The sequence below is a fragment of the Kitasatospora sp. NPDC032757 genome (genome assembly GCF_055579305.1).
In genome coordinates this window covers 63,765-80,200 of record NZ_JBVINN010000025.1, presented here as the reverse complement: position 1 = coordinate 80,200, position 16,436 = coordinate 63,765, and the positions used below count along the sequence as shown (strand labels likewise).

13 protein-coding genes and 1 pseudogene are annotated in these 16,436 nt (G+C 70.6%); 8 read left to right on the top strand and 6 right to left on the bottom strand.

The window, feature by feature from the left end:
• Positions 1-40: 40 nt before the first annotated feature.
• Positions 41-379, bottom strand: coding sequence for a DUF2530 domain-containing protein (locus ACZ5WK_RS25325; protein WP_465550327.1), 339 nt, complete (start codon positions 377-379; stop codon positions 41-43).
• Positions 380-635: 256 nt separating this feature from the next.
• Here ACZ5WK_RS25325 and ACZ5WK_RS25320 point away from each other — a divergent pair, with 256 nt between their 5' ends.
• Positions 636-2,096 carry an NCS2 family permease gene (locus ACZ5WK_RS25320; protein ID WP_465550325.1) on the top strand — a complete coding sequence of 487 codons (1,461 nt, stop codon included), beginning with the start codon at positions 636-638 and terminating at the stop codon, positions 2,094-2,096.
• A 106-nt stretch (positions 2,097-2,202) separates the two neighbouring features.
• Here ACZ5WK_RS25320 and ACZ5WK_RS25315 read toward each other — a convergent pair whose 3' ends face one another.
• Both ACZ5WK_RS25315 and ACZ5WK_RS25310 read right to left on the bottom strand, forming a co-directional pair.
• Entirely contained in the window at positions 2,203-2,916 is a 714-nt protein-coding gene (locus tag ACZ5WK_RS25315; RefSeq protein ID WP_465550323.1) for a creatininase family protein, read from the bottom strand.
• Positions 2,917-2,933: 17 nt separating this feature from the next.
• A complete protein-coding gene (locus tag ACZ5WK_RS25310; RefSeq protein WP_465550321.1) occupies positions 2,934-4,244 on the bottom strand; it encodes a hypothetical protein in 1,311 nt (436 codons plus the stop codon).
• Between the two features lie 142 nt (positions 4,245-4,386).
• Here ACZ5WK_RS25310 and ACZ5WK_RS25305 point away from each other — a divergent pair, with 142 nt between their 5' ends.
• The 4 genes and pseudogenes from ACZ5WK_RS25305 to ACZ5WK_RS25290 all read left to right on the top strand — a co-directional run.
• Complete coding sequence (locus tag ACZ5WK_RS25305) at positions 4,387-4,851, top strand: ATP-binding protein (protein ID WP_465550319.1); 465 nt, start codon at positions 4,387-4,389, stop codon at positions 4,849-4,851.
• Positions 4,852-5,005: 154 nt separating this feature from the next.
• A complete protein-coding gene (locus ACZ5WK_RS25300; RefSeq protein ID WP_465550317.1) occupies positions 5,006-5,362 on the top strand; it encodes a hypothetical protein in 357 nt (118 codons plus the stop codon).
• A 206-nt stretch (positions 5,363-5,568) separates the two neighbouring features.
• A complete protein-coding gene (locus ACZ5WK_RS25295) occupies positions 5,569-5,862 on the top strand; it encodes a hypothetical protein (RefSeq protein ID WP_465550315.1) in 294 nt (97 codons plus the stop codon).
• A 1,554-nt stretch (positions 5,863-7,416) separates the two neighbouring features.
• Positions 7,417-7,566, top strand: a pseudogene (locus tag ACZ5WK_RS25290) (NCS2 family permease); the annotation flags it as partial.
• Between the two features lie 155 nt (positions 7,567-7,721).
• On the opposite strand, the gene ACZ5WK_RS25285 reads toward ACZ5WK_RS25290, so the two are convergent.
• The 3 genes from ACZ5WK_RS25285 to ACZ5WK_RS25275 form a co-directional block, all read right to left on the bottom strand.
• Complete coding sequence (locus ACZ5WK_RS25285; protein ID WP_465550313.1) at positions 7,722-8,150, bottom strand: SRPBCC family protein; 429 nt, start codon at positions 8,148-8,150, stop codon at positions 7,722-7,724.
• 298 nt (positions 8,151-8,448) lie between these two features.
• Positions 8,449-9,465 (bottom strand): hypothetical protein, encoded by a 1,017-nt coding sequence (locus tag ACZ5WK_RS25280; RefSeq protein WP_465550311.1) that lies wholly within the window; start codon positions 9,463-9,465, stop codon positions 8,449-8,451.
• Between the two features lie 188 nt (positions 9,466-9,653).
• Positions 9,654-10,097 carry a VOC family protein gene (locus tag ACZ5WK_RS25275; RefSeq protein WP_465550403.1) on the bottom strand — a complete coding sequence of 148 codons (444 nt, stop codon included), beginning with the start codon at positions 10,095-10,097 and terminating at the stop codon, positions 9,654-9,656.
• A 158-nt stretch (positions 10,098-10,255) separates the two neighbouring features.
• Between ACZ5WK_RS25275 and ACZ5WK_RS25270 the strand changes: the two genes are divergently transcribed.
• From ACZ5WK_RS25270 to ACZ5WK_RS25260, 3 genes are all read left to right on the top strand, one after another.
• On the top strand, positions 10,256-11,158 hold the full coding sequence (locus ACZ5WK_RS25270; protein ID WP_465550309.1) for a DUF4231 domain-containing protein: 903 nt from the start codon (positions 10,256-10,258) through the stop codon (positions 11,156-11,158).
• Positions 11,159-11,261: 103 nt separating this feature from the next.
• On the top strand, positions 11,262-11,744 hold the full coding sequence (locus tag ACZ5WK_RS25265; RefSeq protein ID WP_465550308.1) for an effector-associated constant component EACC1: 483 nt from the start codon (positions 11,262-11,264) through the stop codon (positions 11,742-11,744).
• A 5-nt stretch (positions 11,745-11,749) separates the two neighbouring features.
• On the top strand, positions 11,750-16,303 hold the full coding sequence (locus ACZ5WK_RS25260; protein ID WP_465550307.1) for a caspase, EACC1-associated type: 4,554 nt from the start codon (positions 11,750-11,752) through the stop codon (positions 16,301-16,303).
• The last annotated feature ends 133 nt before the right edge of the window (positions 16,304-16,436 follow it).

Genomic DNA, 16,436 nt, shown 5'->3' with positions numbered 1-16,436 from the left:
ACGGGCGCCTTATGTCCGATGCGTGCTACTAAAAGACTATTCAGTCCGACCGGGTGGCCGGGTCCGCGCCGTTGCCCGTCGCGTCGTTCCCGGGCGTGCCGTCCCCGGGTGTGCCGGCTCCCGCGGCCTCGGTCTCGGCGGCGCGGCTGCGCGCGATCGCGTCCCGGCGGGCGCGGCAGTACCAGAGGCCGATCAGGCCCAGGCCGGCGCCGGACAGGCAGATCCATGGCCAGCTGCCGTGTCCGTGGTCGGAGAGGGTGCCCTGGAAGGGGAGCAGCGCCAGGAAGGCGACGAACCACAGCACCGTGCCGCCGCCGACGATGGCGACGTCGTTGGCCTCCAGCGGCGGGGGCGAGGGGTGCAGCGGGGTCTTCGGCATGGGCCCTAGCGTACGGCGCCGGGGCTGCGAGTCCGACTCCCGGCGGCCCATGCCCGATCATCCTTCGCCCTTGATCGCCCCTGCTCGTTCTACGCGCGAAGATAGCGCGTGTGCGACCGGGGAATTCATACTGAGCATTCCGGTTGGCCGCGCCATGCCCAGGACGCCTGAGTTCGTGCCCGTCCCACCGGGCCCGCCCGGCCACCGTCGCTCCGGGCGTTCACCCTCTCCTCAGCCCCCACCAGAGGACGCACGCATGCCTGTGGCCCAGCCGACCACCGAGTCGCCCGAGCCCGCCTCCACCGCGCCGAAGCCCCCCACCGGCGCCCTGGACCGTTACTTCCGGATCACCGAGCGCGGCTCCACCCTGCCGCGCGAGGTCCGCGGTGGCATCGCCACCTTCTTCACCATGGCCTACATCCTGGTGCTCAACCCGATCATCCTGGCCAGCGCCACGGACATGAACGGCACCCACCTGGACAGTGCCCAGCTGGTCACCGCCACCGCCCTCACCGCCGGGCTCACCACCCTGCTGATGGGCGTGATCGGCAACGTCCCGATCGGCCTCGCCGCCGGCCTCGGCGTCAACACCATCGTCGCCCTGCAGCTCGCCCCCAAGATGACCTGGCCGGACGCCATGGGCATGGTGGTGCTGGCCGGCTTCGCGATCATGGTCCTGGTCGCCACCGGCCTGCGCGAGCGGGTCATGAACGCCGTCCCGCTCGGCCTGCGCAAGGCCATCGCGATCGGCATCGGCCTCTTCATCAGCCTCGTCGGCCTGGTCGACTCCGGCTTCGTCAGCCGCATCCCGGACGCCGCCCACACCACCGTCCCGCTCCAGCTCGGCGGCAACGGCCACCTGCTCGGCTGGCCGGTGCTGGTGTTCGTGCTCGGCCTGGTGCTGACGCTGGTCCTGATCGTCCGCAAGGTGCCCGGCGCGATCCTGGTCTCCATCGTCGTGATGACCGGCCTCGCCGTGGTGATCGACAAGCTCGCCGACATCCCCGCCCTCAGCTGGGGCCTCACCGTCCCGGCCTGGCCCGGCAACCCGGTGGCCGCCCCCGACTTCGGCCTGGTCGGCAAGGTCAGCCTGTTCGGCGGCTTCGAGAAGGTCGGCGTGCTGACCGGCGTGCTCTTCGTCTTCACGGTGCTCATGTCGTGCTTCTTCGACGCGATGGGCACCATCCTCGGCGTCGCCGACGAGGCCCACCTGCTGGACGAGAAGGGCGACCTGCCCGGGATCAACAAGATCCTCATGGTCGACGGCATCGCCACCGCCGCCGGCGGCGCCACCTCCTCCTCCGCCAACACCTGCTTCGTCGAGTCCACGGCCGGCGTCGGCGAGGGCGCCCGCACCGGCTTCGCCTCGATCGTCACCGGCCTGCTGTTCGTGGTGGCCCTCTTCCTCACGCCCCTCGCCACCATGGTCCCCGCCCAGGCCGCCACCCCGGCCCTGGTCGCCGTCGGCTTCCTGATCCTGGCCAACTCGATCAAGGAGATCGACTGGGCCGACTACACCATCGCGATCCCGGCGTTCCTGACCATCGTGATGATGCCGTTCACGTACTCAATCACTAACGGCTTGGGTATTGGGTTCATCACCTTCTGCATCCTCCGCGTCGCCGCCGGTCGGGGACGTGAGGTGCAGCCGGCCATGTACGCCGTGGCTGGTGTCTTCACCTTCTACTACCTGATGCCCGCCCTCGGTCTGCTCTGACCAGCACGGACCGCGGCGCTCACGGCGCCTGACCGAAGCGCGAGCGGGCCCTCTCCTCCAACCAGGAGAGGGCCCGCTCTGCTGCTCGAACGCTCCGGCCTTTCGGTCAGGCGCCCCGGAGAATGCTGAGGTGGGCGGCCGCCGACTTCGACAGGCTGTCCAGCAATGCCTGGCCCTTGCCTGCCGTCCCGAGGGAAGGGCTGCCGATGATCCCGTTCTCGGTGTAGCCGGCCATGCCGAGCGTCAGGAGGTGGGGGCGGTCCGGGGCGGAGTGGTCGTCGCCCTCGATCCCGTCACGGATCAGGTGCGGGGCGCCGTGACGGAGGAGCGAGACCTCCAGTTCGCCGCCATGCATGTCCTCGGCGCTGCTGCTCTCCAGACCTGCGGCGTCGCGGGCCTGGTGCCAGTCCTCGCGGGCCGGGAAGAGGGCGACGCGCGGGCCCGAGGTGTTGGCCTCCTGGACGACGTTGGAGAGGACGTAGTTGCCGCCGTGGCCGTTCACGATGAGCAGGCCGGGGACGCCGGACGCCTGGAGGGACTTCCAGATGTCGTTGATCACGGCGTAGAGGGTCGCGGCGCTGATGCTGACGGTGCCCGGCATGTGGGCGTGCTCGTGGGAGCAGGACATGGTGACGGGTGGCAGGAGGAACAGGTCGTAGTCGGTGGCGATCCGCTGGGCGATCAGGCCGGCCACGACGGTGTCGGTGGTCAGCGGGAGGTGGGCGCCGTGCTGTTCGAAGCTTCCGACGGGCAGTACGGCGATCTTGGCGCTGCGCTGGCGTTCGTCGGCGGAGGTGGCGGCCGTGATCAGTGCGTCCATGGGCTCACCCTCTCCCATCAGACGGTCGGCGGTCGAGAGGCGGCTGCGGTGGTCATCAACCTCAATCGGCTGGTGAACGTGACCACTTCGGGCACGGCGCTCCACCGTTGCAGCGCCCTGCCAGCTGCGGACAGCTCGGACATGGCCCGGGCGGACTCGGTGTCGACGGCGATCGACAGTGCCCGGTCCGCGGCGGCGGCAGCCTGCTCCGGCTCGTTGGAGACGGCGTAGGCACGCGCCAGACGGGAGAGGTAGACACCCTGGTCGTTGCGGTAGATCGGCGGCAGGACGCGAAGCTCGGCCTCGAACATGTCCACCGCCTTGCGTGGGTCACCGAGTTCGATCAGGCAGTTGGCGCGCTGCATCTCGATGTAGGTCGGCGTGCAGTAGGCAAGATCGAGTGCATCGTCGCTGTGCGAGTCGTCCGGCGTGGCGGCAAGCTCGTGCGCCTCGTCGAACTTGGTCTGGGCGAAGCGCGGATTGCTCATGATCGCGTGCCCCTGTGCCTCCTGCTGCGCGGCCAGGGCCCGGATGCGCGGGGTCGCACCGGGTGATCTCTGTGCAGCACGGGCGAGTCCGACGGCTTGTTGCGCGTTGCGGCGTGCCGTGGCCTGGTTGCTCTTCCTGAAGAGCAGGTATGCGGCCATCACGTCGTCGCCGGTTTCCTGGGCCCACTCCATCGCGCGGTCCGACCAGTAACCGGCCTGGTCGAAATCGCCAAGATCCTGGCTCAGCCAGCCGAGGAACTCCGCGGTGCGGGCTCCGATGGTCAGGAGTTCGTCCCTGGCCCGGCCGCCGGCGTTCTGCTGGATGCGGTCGAGTAACTGGACGTTCCGCGTGACCGAGTCGAGTGCGTGACGGGAACCGAGAAGGTTCGCAGCCTTGTAGTGGCCAGGCATGACGCCGCGCAGGTGGCCGACGAAGAACTCCGGGTCGAGCGGAGCGCGGAGGCCTTGGCTGCTGGTGGCCGGCTCCGGCGCTCGGCGTCGGGACGGTGGCGGGGGCGTGTCCTGCTCCCAGGACCGGTCCGCGAGCCCAAGCATGTGCCCTGGGATGTGGAGGCCGTCGGCGATCCGCTCGATGAGGTCGATCTTCTCGATGGAGCGCTTCCCTGACGCCACCTCGCCAACTCGGCTCGGTGTCATGTCACAGGCCCGGGCGATGAGCGACGGATAGATCCCGGCCAGCTTGATCAGCCTGAATACCGCGCCGAAATCCCGCTGTCGGCATGCGGTGATCATCTCTGGGTTGGAGAGCAGCCCCGGCGGGAGCCGGTCCGGAACGCGAGCCTCGGTCACCGCTGCCTCCCGCTGGAGATTGGCGTCCACTGCAAGGAAGTTGATTGCCTGTGAGTTTACCCACGTTGGGTAATCACCATGGGTACGTTCGGCAACCTTCCCCTCGGCAACCTGGTGTCCGGGGCCGGATCACCCAGATCCCGGTTCCATCGGCATCGGGAGGGTGGTGCACGTGATCAGCTCGGGAGAGACCCGGGGCAATGCCGAACACCACAAGTCGGCTGGCGGGATAGCTGCGTTCGAGGTGGCGCTTGCCCGGCACCGGCGATCGTCCGGGGTTGCCCGGAACCACCTCCGCGAGTTCCTCCAGGAGGTTCCCGACGGGGTGGCCCTCGTAGGCGACGGTCAGGTGGTCCTCGGCGAGTTGGTGTCGAACGCGGTTGTGCACGCGCGGGTTTCGCCCGGCCGGGAGATCGCCGTGCGGTTCGAGATGCTGCATGGCCACCTCCGGATCGAGGTACACGACGCGAGCGGTGAGAAGCCCACGATCCGGCGCGGGACCAGGGAGGACGACTCGTCCGGCCGTGGGCTGAACCTGGTGGAGGCGCTGTCCCTGGAGTGGGGCTGCGTCCCTCGGCCGGGCGGCATCGGAAAGATCGTTTGGGCGCTCGTGGGCCCGGAAGGTGGTGTGCGGTGAGCTTGATCAGACGCGCGTCCGGGGTGACGGCGACGAGGAGCCACTGCTGCGGTGCGGGGCTGCGGCGGGCGGCGGCACGGCAGATCGTCGTCAACGGTCAGACGGTCGGTGTCCATCGGTGGCACCCGCGCCGATCGGGAGAGGTGTCGGCCTGATGGCGCTTCGAGAGCACAGTCCGTCGGGCGCCGAACTGGCGCTGACCGGCGGCGACGTGGGGACCGAAGGGGCTGCGCCGTACCCGTTCCCGGTGGTGGTGGAGATCCAAGGAATCACAGAGCCCGCGCACTTCTCGGAGCTGCCGGTCGCGCTGACGGCCCTTCTGAGCGCGCTTCGGCCGCTACCGCTAGGCGCGGACCAACACCAGTACTTCGACGACCTCTTCGGGCCGTCGGCGGTGCAGCGAATCGGTCACCGACTTGCGGCGTACGGGCAGGTGCGGTCGTTGGTGTTCCTCGGGCTGACTGCCCACACGATCAAGCTCTATCCCGCCGGCCCCGAGGCGTCCTCGTGAGGTGGCTGTGACAAGGGAGAGCGAGGCCATCAGGTAGCGGCCGACTTGATCAGCGACAACTGAAGACGTGCCGGACCACCCCGAGACCTTGGCGGGGATGGGGTGGTCCGGTGGGTTGGAACCCGGTGCCGATGGTATCGGGCTCCTCGGCATGTCTGTGCACGGATGAGCCGGTTCGGTTGTAGATCAAGGGAGTTGAGAGGCTGTTGCACGGGGACGACGACTTCTGTGCGGAGTCGGCGGCGGACCTCGACCCGGACTCGTGGGCGTGGCTTCGGGGAGTCGACTACGCGGCCGGCTGGCGCGCCGCCCGGCAGACTGCAGACGGCCTGAACGAACTGCTGGCCGCGTGCGGGGTGAAGCGCTCACACCTGCGGGCGATCGCCGACACCGACGCTCAGGGCGGCCCGGTGGCCCGCCTGGAGGGAGTGGCCGAGGGTTGGCTGAGCCTGGAAGAACTGCTCTGCCTGGCCGCACACGTCCGCCGCGAGTCAGCCTGACGGCCAGGGCCAGTACTTGCGGAAGCGTGTACTGGCCCCGGCCGACTGGCCTCTTCGTCCCGAAGCAACTCGCGCACCCACTTGCCGTGGGGGAGGGCTGGGGCTGACCGGCAAGGTGCGTGAGCGTCCGCGATTGTCCGCCGAGGTTCGGGGTCGTTGTAGCGCAGTTAGACACTCAGTCCCGCAGCCGGCCATTACTACCCGGACGCGACAACCTCGCCAGCCGTGACCTGGGGAGGGTTAGGAAGCAGTGACGCGAGAGTCTCACGCACGAAGTCCGCAGCCCTTTTGATCGATTCCTCGGCCCCAGCGCGGTCTTCAAAGACGCTGGTCGAGACCATCACCCCATCCCCAGCGGCGACCCAGTAGTAAGCCACGAACCCGGGGACCTGTTGGATGAGTGGTATGAAGCCCTCCTTCACTCGGCGTCCTGCCTCAGCAGGATCGGTCACTCCTTCGTATCGCCGTACCGCTGCATACATGGCTGACCTCCTCTTGGGCCGAGATCGCCTCGTAGGAGGCGATACACCCACCATGCGACTCCCCGCGCCAATCAGCTAGTCACAAGAACAAGTTCTGATCAACCACCGGGCTGGTCAGCGGCTGGGCATCCGCCCGACCCGCTGACCAGCCCGTTTACCGTCACCAGTTGTCAACGTTGGTTGGCCCTGATTGACCTTCTACGGCCCAGAGACGGCCCCGGACCCTATCCACGGTCCGGGGCCGTCTCTGATTCCTGCCGTTCCGTGGTAGCCCGGCAGTGACTACTGGCTGATCACTCCGCTGGGTGCCACATAGATCCGCTTCTGTTCGCCAGCCTCGTTGGCAGCCGTTGCTGCCGGGCGCCATCGCTCGCCAAGAAGGAGAGCAACGATCGCGGCTGTCGCTGAAAGGGCGGCCGGAAGGATGTCGGCCGGCGCCCTAAGCACGACCACGATGACGACCACGGCCGCTGGCCAGATCTGGGGGACCTTAGTTGACACAGGGGGCCGGGCAGGGGTGAGACTCATTGCAGTGCCTCCAAATGAGAGGTGCCTTCTGCCCGCCAGCGGCGCACTCGGTTCCCGCCTCAGCGCCCTGGCGGGCATCGCTATCAGTAGCCGACGGTAACAGCGGCTCAGCGCAGCTAGTCAGCCTGCAATCCACCTGACGTCGGTAATCGGAAGCCAGCAGCCGTCGGTTTTCGTCACGGCATGTCCACATATTCCGACCCTCACGACTCTGTCACGCCCTGTTATCGAAAGTCGCGAGCCGGAGAAAGGAGATCGTCTCGAAAGGCCGCAGGTCACCATGTATTTTCAGCTAGCCAAAAAGACATGGCGGTATAACTCTCTGCAACTCTCAGGTTGGCTAGAACGCACCCGCACCGGCCACGGCGGCGGCTTGTTTGCGCCGCGAAGATCGTGCCCGCGCGGGCGTTGGCGCGATCTTTGGCCGGTGTCCTGTCTGGTTTGGGGTCGAGCATGATCGGGGGGCCGTAAGCTGTCGCGACTCGGTCAGGGCTCTTTGGGCCTGACCGCAATTTGGCCGAGTGGCCCCCCGTTCTTGCTCGACGCGATCACCAACGGCATCGGCTTCGGCTTCATCGCCTTCTGCGTCCTGCGCCTGGCCGCCGGCCGGGGCCGTGAGGTGCCGGCCGCGATGTACGCGGTGGCGGCGGTGTTCGCGTTCTACTACCTGATGCCGGCCTTCGGCCTGCTCTGACCAGGGCGGCCCGGGGCGCCGAGGACGCCTGGGCAGACTCTGGACCGGGCCCTCTCCACTGACCGGGAGAGGGCCCCTTCTGGTTCTGGGAGAAGTCCTGGCCCTTTGCCTGCAACAGCGGGAACGCCTGGACGGACAGCGGTTCGTCCAGGCGGCTACTGCCGGCTCTCCATGAGGTCCTTGAACCTCTCCAGGTCGCCCCGGACCGCATCCTCGATCGCGTGGACCTGGGCGAACCCCTTCGGCCCGCCGAAGGCCGCCCGCACGGCGTCCGGGTCGTACTCCAGCCGTAGCTGGAGCTGGGTGTGCTCGTCGTCCAGCGGGTTCACGGAGAAGGCGCACTTCACCTCCGGGCTGTCCAGTGTCCAGTCCATCACCTGGCCCGTGCCACGGTCGGCGAGACGAGTCTCGAAAGCCTGCTCATCGTTTCCGAGCTGAACGTCCAGATGCGCACGTCCACCGTCGCCCGCGAACGCGCTCTTCACGCCGGCCACGAACATCGGGTACTCGTCGATGCGGTGCAGCTGAGCCCAGACTTCCTGCGCCGGGACATCGACGTTGATCTGCTCTTCCAGTCTGCTCATCGGAAGCCTCGCCTCCTGGCCCGGCCGCCCGGGCCATCGGTACTTCCAGCCTGCGCCGCTGCCTGCCACCCGGCTACCCAGCCTCATGGCCCACCCCATGCGGGCCCTGCTTCCTCCTGCTCCGAGTCCCGAAGGGTCCCCGTCCCGATGTACGTAGTGGCGGCCGTCTTCGCCTTCTACCACCTGATACCGGCCTTCGGCCTGCTCTGACGCCGTCGCTCCGCGGTGCTGCGGACCGGGTCTTCTCCCCCCTGTGTGGGCGGAGGCCCGGCCTGCTTCTCCGGCCCGGGGGCAGGGTTCAGCGCAGGCCCCGGATTTCGCGGTACACCGAGCCCAGGTAGTCCGGGAAGTCCCCGACCAGTCGCTGGTAGTCCTGCCGCCACTGGTCGATGTCGGACTGGTCGACGGGCTGTCCGAGCACGGTCGCCAGGTGGCGGGCCAGGAACTCGTCGTCCTGGTCCGGGGTGAAGGTCACCTTGCTGCTCGAAATCTCGAACCTGCGGGTCAGTTCGAGGCGGAGCGTCTTGTAGAGGAAGGAGTTCGCGGTGAAGCGCAGTGACTCCGGCATCTCCTTGGCCTGGGACTGGGGGCCGTGGTACCAGGAGATGTAGACGGAGTCGTCGAACATCTCGTAGCGGTAGACGGCCGTGTCCTCGACGTGCAGCAGCTCGACCGGGCAGAAGCGGCGGTAGTCGAAGAGCGACACGATGCTGACGATCAGCTCGTGGCGCAGCTCGGTTTCGAGCTGCTGGAGCTCCCGGTCCGAGAACCGGTCCCAGTGGACCCTGTCGGCGGCACGCCGCTGGATGGCCCGGGAGTCGCTCGGGTTCAGCATGGCGACCTTCACCTGCTGGGGGTACTGGTTCGAGGCGCGGAGCCGCGCTGCCACGTAGCGGGCGCTCGGGCCGCGGAAGGCGTAGAAGCCGGTGGCCTCCAGGCTCCTGGTCATGTCGATGTTGAACCGGTTCCCGTACCGGCCGTCCGAGGGGTTCAGGGCGGGGTAGAGGGCGATCGGCAGGTAGTCCTTGTTGCCCTGGGCGACGGTGGCCGTCAGCTCGCCCGACAGCTCCGCGAAGCTCTCCTTGAGCGACTCCTGGAGGCTCTTCTCCTGGATGCGGGTGCTGAACGCGGTGAAGATCAGGGCGAACAGCACGCTGCCGATCAGGCTGAGACCCAGGTTCGAGAGGATCTGCCGGGTGGTCAGGCCGGGATCGGCCTTCATGAGCAGGAAGCCCGCGAACAGGGCCACCAGGCAGGCCAGGAAGAACGCGTAGTTGACCAGGGTCCTGCGGGTGTCCTGATGCCTCGCGGCCATCGGCCCTCCTGTCTGGGCGCCGGCACCTCGGGCGGTCAACTTATCCGAGAGAGGGCAGGGTTGGAGGCCGGAAGGGCCACATTGCCGGTCGGGGGCCCGGCAGGAAGGGGGTGCGGCGACCGACGGCGCCCCGGAGCGGGAGGCCGGACCGGACCGGCTCCCCGCTCCGGGAGGGGGCGAGGTGCCCGCTACTGCACGCAGAACTCGTTGCCCTCGGGGTCGGCCATCACGACGTGATCGGTGCCGGGCTCCTTGACGTGGCGCAGGGCGGTGGCACCGAGGGCGGTCAGCCGCTCCACGGTGGCGTCGCGGTCGGCGGGGCCGGGGTGGAGGTCGAGGTGGAGGCGGTTCTTGACGGTCTTCGGCTCGGGTACCTGCTGGAAGAGGAGGCGGTGGCCGAGGCCCGTGTCGCTGACGGGGTCGAACGGCTCGTCGGGGTGGCGGACGGCGGCCAGGGCGCGGAAGGCGGGGTGGCCGTCGACCTGGGTGAGGAGGTCGGGGGTGACCGCGCCGGCCGACACCAGGCGCTCGATCAGGGTGCTGTGGTCCTCGACCGTGTAATCCAGGGCCGCGGCCCAGAAGGCGGCCTGGCGGTGCGGGTCGGCGCAGTCGATGACGATCTTCCAGTGCATGGGCATGTAACCGTGTATATCGGTTACACCGGGCGTGGGCAATCACCGGCGGGCAGAAGGTGTCAAAAATGGGCCTGTGTAGGCCAGTTGGTGGTGGGCATACTGCCTGGACGGGAGACGCGGAGGGGGCTCGGCCGATGGTGCAGGAAGATCCGCCCGTGGGCGATGAGGCGCGGCTGCTGCCGGAGCTGTTCTGGACGGCCGACCGGGCGTCGGTGGACGGGCAGCGGCAGACGCTGCGCTGGTACCGCGGGCTGATCGCGATGCTGGTGATCGCCGCGGTGGTGGGATCGCTGCCGGGCCCGGAGCACCGGGGGGACAGCGACATCACGCCGCTCTTCTCCGTCGTGGCGTTCCTGGTCGCCGGCTACTTCTGGTCGCGGCTGCGCCGCAGCAACCCGCAGGGCCGCTGGTACGAGGCCCGGGCGGCGGCCGAGTCGGTGAAGACCCTCGCCTGGAAGTACTCGATGCGGGCCCGGCCGTTCGACGGTGCGGCGGAATCGGCGGAGGTGGACCGCGGTTACCTGCTCCAGCTGGAGGACGTGCTGCGCGCCTTCGAGGACCCGGAGATCGTGCCGCCCGGCACCATCCCGGAGATCACCCCGGAGATGCGCCGCGTCCGCTCCGCCAGCCTGGTCGCCCGTCGCACGCTCTACCTGCGCACCCGGGTCGAGGGTCAGCGCACCTGGTACCGCTCGCGGGCCGAGGCGTGCGAGTCGCAGGCGGTGTCCTGGGGGCTGGGAGTGGCGGCGCTGATCATCATCGGTGCGGCGGCGGCGATCGCGCAGGCGGTCGGGGCGCTGCCCGTCCACGTCTTCGGCGCGAGTTCGGCAGCGGCCGCCGCGGTGATCGCCTGGACCCAGCTGAAGCAGCTGCGTCCGCTGGCGGCGGCGTACCAGCTGGCCGCGCGCGAGTTGGAGAACGTCGGCAACCAGCTCTCCGACCTCGACCTGAAGGCCCCGGACGCCGAGCTGCGCTGGGCCCGGCTGGCCGCCGAGGCGGAGGACGCGGTCTCCCGCGAGCACACCACCTGGCGCGCCCGGCGGGCCTTCCCCCGCTGAGGGGGCCGTTGGTGCCCTGCGGCGAGAAGGTCGGGATGTCGAGGCCGGGGGTGGGCTCGACTCTTTCGCGGAAACGGAATGTGATGTGACGTCGGATCCAAGGGTGTCGATCTCGGTGCGGTCGGGCGCGGGGGAGGACGCCTCGGGCGGGCTGTGGAGGTGGCTCGACCGGCAGCCCGAACTGCGCGGCGTTGTAAGGCGGGACGACACTGCCGTACCACCGCCCGGAACGATGGGCGGCGCAGGTGAGCTGTTCCTCGCGGTGCTCGCCCCCGGCGGTGTCGCCGCCGTCCTCGCGACCGCGGTGGTGGCCTGGGTGCAGAACCGCCGCGGCGGCCAGAGCGTCTCGGTGACGGTCACCAGGCCGGACGGCGGTCAGGTGACCGTGGCCTCGGATCGGGTGCGCCCGATGAACCCGGAGCAGCTCGCCGAGCTGACCCGGCGGATCGCGGACGTCATCGAACCGGGGCCGCCCTCGGCCGAACCGCCCTCGGTCGAACCGCCGCTGTCCGCTGGGCCGCCGACCGCTGTGCCGCCGTCCGGGCCGCCGCCGGCCCCCCGCGGCCTGCCGCCCGTGCGGGGCTGACGGCCGTGGCACCCCCTGCGCCCCGCCGCTCCGAGGGCTTCGCCGTGCCCGGAGCTCGGGCCGTTGTCGTCGGCACCGCCCGGCACGCAGCGGCCGTCGTGCCGGACGGCGCCGCCGCCCTGCCGAGGCTGCCCGACCTCCCGAGCGCCGCCACCACCGCACGCGACATCGCCGCCGTCCTGCACGAGGTGTGCGGCATGGCGCCGGACCAGATCACGCTGCTGGTCGACCCGCCGAACGACGGCGTCGTGGTCGCAGCGGTCGAGGAGGCCGTCGCCGAGGCGCGCGGCCCGGTGCTGTTCTACTTCGTCGGGCACGGACTGCTCAGCGCCGGCGACGAGCTCTACGTGGCGACCAGCGCGAGCACCGGGGCGGGCCGGGTTGCCTACGCGGTGCCCTTCCAGTCCGTCCGGGACCCGCTGAGCGGCTGCCTCCAGCCCACGGCCGTCATCCTGGACTGCTGCTTCTCCGGCCTCGCGGACGTGGGTGGGGGTTTGCGCCGGGACCCGTTCGTCTCGGCACGCCCGCGCGGTAGTTTCCTCCTGACCTCGGCCTCGGGGTTCGACCGCTCGTACGCACCCGAGGGCGAGCGGCACACCCGGTTCAGCGGCGAGCTGTTGCGGCTGCTGGGCGAGGGGCACCCCGGCGCGCCCGCCTGGCTGACGCTGGAGGACGTCTACGCCCGGCTCGACCAGCAGTTCGCGAATACCGACGTCCGCCCGCACCGGCAGAGTTCGGACCGCGCGGGCGAACTCGTGCTGGCACGGAACCTCGGCTACCCCCTTCCCCCGCAGCCTGACCGCGACCAGGAGCCGGTCCGGAACGACGGGGCGATCTGCCCGTACCCGGGTATGGAGGCGTTCCGGCCGGAGGAGTACGACTACTTCTTCGGCAGGGAGGAGCTGGTCGGGCAGCTTCTGGCCGAGGTGCTCCGTCCGGCCGGGCAGGCCCCGCCGGTCGACGGTGCCGCGGAGGGGCGGGCCGTCGTGGACGGCGCCGCCGAGGAATCGCCGGGTCTGCCGGTCATGCTGGTCGGCGCGTCCGGTGCGGGCAAGTCCTCGATTCTGCGTGCCGGCCTGCTCCCGGTGCTGGAGCGCCGCTACGGTGCGGATCCCGCAGTGCCCTGGCCCGCCCTGTTGCTGGAGGCGCCGGGCCCGCGCCCGCTGCGTGCGCTGGCTGCCCGCTGGGCGCAGGCCCTGGACCGGCCGGTGGCCGACGTCGAGGAGGAGCTGGCTGCCGGCGCGGTGCCCGCGGGCTGCCCCGTCCTCCTGGTCGACCAGTTCGAGGAGGTCTTCAGCCGTTGTCCGGATGAGCAGGAGCGGGGCCGCTTCGTCGCCGCCCTGTGCGAGGCGGCCGCCGCCGGGGTGCGGGTGGTGATCGCGCTGCGCGCCGACCGGTACGACAGCTGCCTGGACCATCCGCAGCTGGTCCGGGCGCTGCACCGACGCCAGGTGATCGTTCCGCAGATGGGTGAGGACGGTCTTCGGGCCGCGATCGAGGGCCCGGCCGCGCAGACCGGCCTGGCGCTGGAGCCAGGCCTCACGGACCTGCTGCTGCGCGACGCGGGAAGGGGCGGCGGACCGGCCCTCGGCTCGGCCCTTCCGTTCCTCGCGCACGCACTGCGTCAGACCTGGGTACGGCGGTCCGATCGCACCCTCACCCTCGCCGGGTACGCCGCGACCGGCGGCATCTGGGACTCGCTCACCCACACGGCCGAGGCGATCCACGACGAGCTGGACGAGGAAGGCCGGGCACTTCTGCGCGACCTGATGCTGAGCATGATCCAGCTGCCGGACGGCAGGGAGGGGGCGGTACGCCGGCAGGTCCGGCTTCGCGTGCTGCGGGAGGGCAGGTCGCGCGAGCAGCGGGAGCTGCTGGCCCTGCTCCTGGACCGGCTGGCGGCGGCCCGGCTGGTCACCGTCGGCCGCGGCAGCGCCCAGCTCGCGCACGAGGCCCTGCTGCGCGCGTGGCCGCGGTTGAAGGGCTGGATCGAGGCGGACAGAGCCGACCTGGTGAAGCGTCAGCAGTTGGCGTCCGCCGTCGATGCCTGGGACCGCTCCGGCCGTGACCCGGCCTACCTCTACGTCGGTACCCGTCTGGCGGCGGCGGCCGAGTGGGCGACCGACGAACGGGCGGCGCGGCTGCTGCGGACGGTGGACGAGCGGTTCCTGCGGGTCAGCCAGGCCGCCGAGCAGGCGGTGCAGGCACATGAGCTCCGTCGGGTCCGGGTGCTGCGGCGCCTGCTCGCCGTGATCGCGGCGGCGTTGTGCCTGGCGCTGGCGGCCGCCTACCTGGCCCGGCAGCAGCAGCTGACGGCGCAGGAGCAGCGTCAGGCCGCCACGGCCCGGGTGCTGGTCTCCGACGCCCGTGACTTGCGGGACGTCCAGCCGGAGAACGCGATCGCGATGGGGCTTGCCGCCGTACGGCTGGACTCCGCCCCGCACACCCGGGCCGGCCTGGCCACGACGCTCGCGCAGTCGCGCTTCCTGGGTGCCCGTGTGGAGTCGCCCGCCGACCCGGTCGACTTCGTCGACGAATCGGCGTTCAGCCACGACAGCCGGCTGCTGGTGGGCGTGACCCGCACCGCCGTCGTCCTGTGGGACGTCGCCGATCCCCTGCACCGGCGCCGTCTGGCGGAGCTGCCGGTGGACCGGGAGCGGGTCACCGGGTTCGGCTTCAGCCCCGACGACCGGACCCTGGTGGTGCTGGAGACCGGCCGCGACCCCGCCCGGGTGAGGACGGTGACGCTCTGGGGCCTCGCCGATCCGGCCCGTCCGGTCAGGAGCGCGGTGCTGGACCCCGGGCTGACCGAGGGGGCGGACAGTGTTTCGTTCAGCCGGGACGGCACGATGATGGCCGTCGTCGGGAGTGTGAAGGACACGGAGTGCGGCACGCTGACGCTCTGGGACCTGCACGACCGTACGAAGCCGGTCAGGGTGACCCGGATGTCGGACCTCTACGACTGCGACACCGTCTCGCTGAGCCCGGACGGCCGCACGCTGGTGATCGGCGACGGCATGATCAAGTTCAGCAGCGACGTGCCCGATCCGGACTCGGTCGTCAAGCACTCCGGCATGACCGTCTGGGACATCTCCGACCCCACCCGGCCGAGGCGGCTGAAGCGGATCGACGGCTGGTCCGCCGGGCTGGTGTTCAGCGCGGACGGCCGCCTGCTGGTGACCCGTTCCGGGATTCGTGTGCGGCTGTGGGACATGGCCGACCCGGCCGACCCGCGGGCGCTCTCCACCGTGGCCGATCACACGGACGACGTCTCGGCGCTGCGGTTCAGCCCCGACGGCCGGCGGCTGGCGAGCGGGGACGGCGTGGGGACCGTCGTCGAGTCCGATGTGACGGACCCGGCGCATCCCCGGGTGGTGGCCACCGTCACCAACCGGGAGAGGGACATCGAAGCCCTGGCCTACAGCCCCGACGGCCGGACCCTCACGACACTGGACGGCCAGAACCGCCTGACCGCCTGGGACGTCGGCAAGCACACCGAGCCCACCCTCCTCGGCCGGGCGGACCTCGGGGCGTCCGGGCACGGGATCGCGTTCACCCCGGACGGGCGGTTCGCCGCCGTCGGCACCGCCGTTGAGACCGTCGAGCTGTGGGACCTCTCCGACCCGCAGCACCCGCGGGCGGCAGCCGCGCTCACCGGCCACACCCGGATGGTCGACACCGTGGCGTTCAGCCCCGATGGCACCGTGCTGGCGAGCGGCGCGGTGGACGAGACCATCCTCTGGGACGTCACCGACCGCGCCAGCCCGCGCCTCGCCGTCACCCTGCCCGGTACGCGGGGCAACGCCTCGGTCGGCTTCACCCCGGACGGGACGACGCTGATCACGTCCGGGGCCGCGAACTCGTTCGCGTCCGGCACCTCGGTCGTGTGGGACGTCAGGGACCGCGGCCGGCCGGTGGCCGCGTACCGCCTGGAGGGAGCCAGCGCGACCGCCCCGGTCCGGATCAGCCCGGACGGCCGGCTGCTGCTCGTCCCGCTCGACACCGGTGGGAACTTCACCAAGCCCATGTCGGCCGTGTTCCGCCGGACGCCGGACGGCGGATGGAAGGCGGTGCAGGACGACGGACATCCCTACGGGGTCGGCCAGGGTGCTTTCAGCCCGGACAGCCGAACGCTGGCCGTGACCAAGGGCGGCGCGGGCGTCGTCCTGTGGAACCTCGCCGACCCCGACAGGCCCAGGGAGGCCGCGCAGCTGGCCGACATCAGGGACAGCCACGCGGTGGCGTACCACCCCGGGGGCAAGCTGGTGGCGGGGGCGAGCTCCGCCGGCGCGATCGCCGTCTGGGACGTCGAGGCTCCCGACCAGGCCTTCCTGCTGGCGCGGCTGAGCATGTCGACGGGCGGGGAGGTCGGTTTCAGCCCGGACGGCCGGTTGCTGGTGGGTGTGTCGGACCGGACGCTGCAGGTCTGGGAGCTCGGTGACCTCCCCGCGGTGGCGGCCGACCTCATCGGGCTGGCCTGTCACCGGCTGAGCGGGCAGCTCCCCGACGAGCTGTGGAAGAAGCACGCCCCGGGTGTCTCGCAGCCGAAGCCCTGCTGACCAGGTGCGTCGCCCCGGACCGGGAGCGCGCCCGGAGGGCCTTCCCCCGCTGAGCAGCGGCGCAGCGTCGGCACCCCCGGCCGCGTCACGGGGGAAATCGGGAGGTCGTGGGGAGATCGGGCGAAGCCTGCGC

Bases quoted from the DNA above. Each gene is read 5' to 3' on its own strand.
- ACZ5WK_RS25325 (WP_465550327.1), bottom strand. From the start codon at position 379: ATGCCGAAGACCCCGCTGCACCCCTCGCCCCCGCCGCTGGAGGCCAAC.
- ACZ5WK_RS25320 (WP_465550325.1), top strand. From the start codon at position 636: ATGCCTGTGGCCCAGCCGACCACCGAGTCGCCCGAGCCCGCCTCCACC.
- ACZ5WK_RS25315 (WP_465550323.1), bottom strand. From the start codon at position 2,916: ATGGACGCACTGATCACGGCCGCCACCTCCGCCGACGAACGCCAGCGC.
- ACZ5WK_RS25300 (WP_465550317.1), top strand. From the start codon at position 5,006: ATGGCGCTTCGAGAGCACAGTCCGTCGGGCGCCGAACTGGCGCTGACC.
- ACZ5WK_RS25285 (WP_465550313.1), bottom strand. From the start codon at position 8,150: ATGAGCAGACTGGAAGAGCAGATCAACGTCGATGTCCCGGCGCAGGAA.
- ACZ5WK_RS25280 (WP_465550311.1), bottom strand. From the start codon at position 9,465: ATGGCCGCGAGGCATCAGGACACCCGCAGGACCCTGGTCAACTACGCG.
- ACZ5WK_RS25275 (WP_465550403.1), bottom strand. From the start codon at position 10,097: ATGCACTGGAAGATCGTCATCGACTGCGCCGACCCGCACCGCCAGGCC.